3 protein-coding genes are annotated in these 2,710 nt (G+C 65.4%); all 3 read left to right on the top strand.

What is annotated here, in order from left to right; translation table 11 throughout:
* Positions 1–1,251, top strand: a 1,251-nt coding sequence (gene nusA / locus EOA86_RS29760) for a transcription termination factor NusA (RefSeq protein ID WP_128344908.1), incomplete at its 5' end; no start/stop codon positions are given.
* A 38-nt stretch (positions 1,252–1,289) separates the two neighbouring features.
* Positions 1,290–1,940 carry an RNA-binding protein gene (locus EOA86_RS29755; RefSeq protein WP_128344907.1) on the top strand — a complete coding sequence of 217 codons (651 nt, stop codon included), beginning with the start codon at positions 1,290–1,292 and terminating at the stop codon, positions 1,938–1,940.
* On the top strand, positions 1,937–2,710 hold a 774-nt coding region (locus tag EOA86_RS29750; RefSeq protein ID WP_206630174.1), incomplete at its 3' end, for a translation initiation factor IF-2 associated domain-containing protein. The genes EOA86_RS29755 and EOA86_RS29750, both read left to right, overlap by 4 nt.

The raw sequence follows: 2,710 nt of genomic DNA, 5'->3' as shown, positions 1-2,710 counted from the left end.
AAGCAGGTCATCGTGCAGAAGGTGCGCGAGGCCGAGCGCGACCGCCAGTATGACGAGTACAAGGACCGCATCGGCGAGATCGTCAACGGCACCGTCAAGCGCGTCGAATACGGCAACGTCATCGTCGATCTCGGCCGTGGCGAGGCGATCATCCGCCGCGACGAGCTGATCCCGCGAGAGAACTACAAATATGGCGATCGCGTCCGCGCCTATGTCTACGACGTGCGCCGCGAGCAGCGTGGTCCGCAGATATTCCTGTCGCGCACCCATCCGCAGTTCATGGCGAAGCTGTTCACCATGGAAGTGCCGGAAATCTACGACGGCATCATCGAGATCAAGTCGGTCGCCCGCGATCCGGGTTCGCGCGCCAAGATCGCCGTCATCTCGCGTGACAGTTCCATCGATCCTGTCGGCGCCTGCGTCGGCATGCGCGGCAGCCGCGTTCAGGCGGTGGTCGGCGAATTGCAGGGCGAGAAGATCGACATCATTCCGTGGTCGCCTTCGGCTGCTTCCTTCATCGTCAACGCGCTGCAGCCAGCGGAAGTCGCCAAGGTCGTGCTTGACGAGGATGCCGAACGCATCGAAGTCGTGGTGCCGGACGACCAGCTGTCGCTGGCCATCGGCCGCCGTGGCCAGAACGTCCGGCTCGCCTCGCAGCTCACCGGCTGGGATATCGATATCCTGACCGAGCAGGAAGAGAGCGAGCGCCGCCAGAAGGAGTTCGTCGAACGCTCGGCGCTGTTCATGGATGCGCTCAACGTCGACGAGATGGTCGGCCAGGTGCTCGCCTCCGAAGGCTTTACCAGCGTCGAGGAAGTCGCTTATGTCGATGCCGACGAGATCGCGTCGATCGACGGCTTCGACGAGGACACCGCCTCGGAAATCCAGGCCCGCGCCCGCGAGTATCTGGAGAAGATCGAAGCCGAGCATGACGAGAAGCGCAAGGCGCTGGGCGTCAAGGACGAGTTGCGTGAGATTCCTGGCGTGACCACCGCCATGATGGTGACGCTCGGCGAGGACGGCGTGAAGACGATCGAGGATTTCGCCGGCTATGCGGCCGATGACCTGACCGGCTGGAAAGAACGCAAGGACGGCGAAACGAAGGTGTTCCCCGGCGTGCTCGCCAGTCACGGCGTGTCGCGCGCGGATGCCGAGCAGATGGTTCTGGCCGCCCGCCTCAAGGCCGGCTGGATCACCGAAGACGAGCTTGCAGCCGAAGACGTGCCGGCTGACGAAGCCGTTGGTGCGTGAGGTGAAACCGCATCGCACACAACCCGCCCTTGGACGAGATGAACGATCGCACTTGCATCGTCACGCGCAGACAGGTCGAACCGGATGAATTGATCCGCTTCGTCGTCGGCCCGGATTCGGCCGTCGTTCCGGATATCAAGAAAAACCTGCCCGGCCGCGGTTGCTGGGTGACGGCCGACCGCCTACATATCGACAAGGCGGCAGCGAAAAACCTGTTCGCTCGCGCCTTCAAGGCGCAGGTGACTGTGCCGACCGATCTCGGCGGCATGGTTGACGGGCTGCTTTCCAGATCCGCTCTGGGCATGCTCGGTCTTGCCCGCAAGGCAGGTGCGATCGCGCTCGGCGCCACCAAGGTCGAGAGCGCGGTGCGTGGTGGGCTGGCGCTTTTCGTGTTGCATGCGACCGAAGCGTCAGATGACGGCGTCCGCAAGATCCGCCAGGCGCGACGGGCAACCGTCCGGCTTGGCGGCCCCGCCATCCTCGCCTACAAACTTTTCTCCGAGGCCGAGTTGAGCTTGGCATTGGGGGGTACAAATGTGATACATGCTGCCGTTCTCGCGGGAGACGCGGGCAGGGCGGTCCAGAAGCGCATGGTTGCGCTCGACCGGTATCGGGGCGGTTCCCCGGACGATCTGGCAATGCTTGCGGCCGTTGCTGACGAAGATGATGCCGCAGAGGACATGGAATGAGCGATACGAAATCGGGCGACGACAAGACGTTGAGTGTGACGCCGAAGAAGACCTTGACGCTGAAGCGCCCCGGTACGGAACAGGGCACCGTGCGCCAAAGCTTCTCGCATGGCCGCACCAAGGCGGTCGTGGTCGAGACTAAGAAGCGCAAGTTCTCGCTGCCCGGCGACAAGCCGGAGCCGGCCGCTGCCCCTGTGTCCGTGTTCACGCCGAAGCCGCCGGTCGCGGCAGCGCCCGTTGTGCAGCAAGCGCCCAAGGCGCCGCTGCCTCCGCCGCCGGTCGAACGCGGCGGCATGGTGCTGAACGAATTGTCGCGCAATGAGATGGAGGCGCGCCGCCGGGCCCTTGAGGGTTCGAAGGTGCGCGATGTCGAGGATCGCCAGCGCGCCATCGACGAGGCCAAGCGCCGCGCCGAGGATGAAGAGCGCCGCCGTCGCGAGCGCGAGGAATCCGCGCGCCGCCAGGCCGAGGAAGAAGCCCGGCTGCAGGCCGAGGCCGAGTCCCGCCGGCGTGCCGAGGAAGAGGCGCGTCGCCGCGCGCCGCTGGCCGCCGAACTGGCGACAGTCGACGACGAGGACATCAAGCCGAAGCGGACCGGCGCCGGTGCCCCGGTGCGCCGTCCGGTCACGCCCGAAGTGGCACGCCCGGCTAAGCCGACCAAAGGCGAGGAAGATCGCCGCCGCGGCAAGCTGACGCTGAATGCCGCACTTTCCGATGAGGATGCGCGTGCGCGTTCGCTGTCGTCGATGCGTCGGCGCCAGGAGAAATTC

Origin of the sequence: Mesorhizobium sp. M5C.F.Ca.IN.020.32.2.1 (assembly GCF_004023105.1) — a bacterium.
In the GTDB taxonomy this organism is placed as follows: Bacteria; Pseudomonadota; Alphaproteobacteria; order Rhizobiales; family Rhizobiaceae; genus Mesorhizobium; species Mesorhizobium wenxiniae.
This window is presented reverse-complemented; position numbering and strand designations above follow the sequence as displayed.

Coding starts and splice junctions, on each gene's coding strand:
- EOA86_RS29755 (WP_128344907.1), top strand. CDS start 1,290: ATGAACGATCGCACTTGCATCGTCACGCGCAGACAGGTCGAACCGGAT.